Origin of the sequence: Acetoanaerobium pronyense (genome assembly GCF_017874355.1) — a bacterium.
Classification (GTDB): domain Bacteria; phylum Bacillota; class Clostridia; order Peptostreptococcales; family Filifactoraceae; genus Acetoanaerobium; species Acetoanaerobium pronyense.
Genome location: NZ_JAGGLI010000071.1, coordinates 1 through 2212, shown reverse-complemented (window position 1 = coordinate 2212; position 2212 = coordinate 1). Strand labels below are relative to the sequence as shown.

Sequence of the window (2212 nt, the reverse complement as noted above, 5' to 3'; positions counted from 1 at the left end):
CTTAATGCAATCTTAGATATGGAAAACAATGCTCCTAGTCAAGACCTTGAAAATGAAGAAATCACAAAGGAAAAAGACTTAGATAATGACGGAGTCCCTGATAGAATTGATATCAACGATAATGACAATAGTATACAAAAGGTTACAGATTTAGACATAAGGTATAAAAAGGTTAATGAGAATAAAGAAAAATATACTAATGCTGAAATAAAAGAAAATAAAAAAACAGAAAAAGCTTTATAAATATTCTAAATCACACTAGCTATTTTGTTTAGTATGATTTACGTTTAACGAGGTGCTTACTATGAGTATAAATAAAATGGAAAAAAACATAATAATTGAATTAAAAGATAGAGAAATTGATTTACTAATTAAACTTATTGACGAAAAGTTAGATATCATTGGAATATTAAGAGATATTGGAGATTGTTTTGATTACGGGTCATTAAGAGAAAAATTAAATTATAAAAATGATAAGCTAAATATAAACTTGTTCGCTGACCACAATGCAAGTGAATTTCCGCTTGAACATATTTTAAATTTTATGAAAGATAAAGATTTAGGTTTCGGTAGTTCTAAAATAGAATGTGAGTTTTGTTCTAATAATTCTATAGAATACTATAGGGAAGAAGAGGTTTTTTATAGTGAAGAATCTGGTTTCAATTTAGAAGATAAATTTAGAAATACAGAAATATATGATTTTTCTATATATAAATGCCCTAAGTGCCTTAAATGGTACACTTATATAGAGTAACACCTTGACACCATGGTATTATTTGCTTATTAAGAAAATATATGAGAGGTAACTAATATGAATCTTAGCAAAAATCAACAATTATCGCTTAAATATTTATTAATGGCAATGGAACAATTAGAGACTGAAAGTAATAAAGATATTAACTTCAAAAAATACGTAGAGGATATGCAAATTTTTAGAACTGAAACAGAATCCTTCAAAGAAATTCAAAGTATAATTTTAGACCATATGAACCCTCAATTCTGATTGAGGGTTTTTTATATTCTATTTTTTGGGGTTGTGTAGTTCCAAAAACGTTTTAAATATAACATAGTGGTATTTTGAATATGGTATGGGTTTTGAAACTTAGTTTGCCTACATTTCAAATAATAATTGAAGATAATAATTTCAATCCCAAAAACGTACGTTTTTAGCACTTCCATAAAGACCAACTGAAAAAGAAAACTGTTTTTTAGTTTTCTTTTGAAAGACGGTAGAAAATATTTTAAAGGAGAATCTAAATGCTAATAGGATATGCAAGAGTTAGTACTCAGGAACAAAATTTAGATAGACAAATAGATCAATTAAAAGAAGCTAATTGTGAAAAAATATTTTGCGAAAAATTTACTGGCATTAAAAAAGAAAGGCCGGAATTAAATAATCTCATTGAACATATTAGACCTGGGGATACAATTATAATAACAGACTTAACCAGATTGAGTCGCTCCACTAAAGATTTGTTTAAAATAGTGGAACAAATAGAGCAAAAAGGGGCCAACATCAAAAGTCTTAAAGAGATTTGGATGGATACTACTACTCCCCAGGGAAAGTTAATGTTTACGATTTTTTCTGGAATAAGTCAATTTGAAAGAGACTTAACAAGTCAAAGAACTAAAGAAGGATTATCCAGCGCAAGAGCAAGAGGACGAAAAGGCGGTAGACCTTCTCTTGAGAACAGTAAAATTAGCCTAGCTCTTAAAATGTATTATAGTAATGATTACTCTATATCAGAAATTTCTAAAGCAACTGGTTTAAGTAAAACTACTTTTTATAGATATCTAAACAGAAAGGAATTCTTATAATGGCAAAACGAAAAGGAAATTATAAAGGAAGACAGCCTAAAAAAATACCTAAAGATTTTGAAGTGCATTATAAAAAATGGAAAGAAAAGAAAATCACAGGTGTGGAATTTGCTAAAATCCTTGGATATAACAGTAGATATTCAATGTATAAAATGGTTGAAAGATATGAGAAAAACAAAAAAGAAAAATAATATTTACAATTAAATCATTAGGGTGTAATAAAAAATTTATACTTTAATAATTAGTTTTGTAAAACATATATACACTCATTAAAAAATAATAATTTTATAATTAAGTATAGCCTGAATTATTCATACACTTCTTTTAAAATCTTTAAAAGCATTTAAGCGTAAGCTTTACAAAGGCGTAGCCTTTTACACCTATTAGGTGAAAA

General features: G+C 27.3%; 5 protein-coding genes. All 5 read left to right on the top strand.

Annotation, left to right across the window (positions count from 1 at the left end):
- A partial coding sequence (locus tag J2Z35_RS14505) for a hypothetical protein (RefSeq protein WP_209662119.1) occupies positions 1-243 on the top strand: 243 nt, incomplete at its 5' end.
- 61 nt (positions 244-304) lie between these two features.
- Positions 305-754, top strand: coding sequence for a hypothetical protein (locus tag J2Z35_RS14500; protein ID WP_209662118.1), 450 nt, complete (start codon positions 305-307; stop codon positions 752-754).
- Positions 755-856: 102 nt separating this feature from the next.
- Complete coding sequence (locus J2Z35_RS14495) at positions 857-1003, top strand: hypothetical protein (protein ID WP_209662117.1); 147 nt, start codon at positions 857-859, stop codon at positions 1001-1003.
- A 254-nt stretch (positions 1004-1257) separates the two neighbouring features.
- Positions 1258-1818, top strand: a complete 561-nt coding sequence (locus J2Z35_RS14490; protein ID WP_209662116.1) for a recombinase family protein — start codon at positions 1258-1260, stop codon at positions 1816-1818.
- The gene (locus J2Z35_RS14485) at positions 1818-2009 is read left to right on the top strand and encodes a hypothetical protein (RefSeq protein ID WP_209662115.1); all 192 of its coding nucleotides are present in this window, start codon (positions 1818-1820) and stop codon (positions 2007-2009) included. Before J2Z35_RS14490 ends, J2Z35_RS14485 begins: the two co-directional genes overlap by 1 nt.
- Positions 2010-2212: the final 203 nt, after the last annotated feature.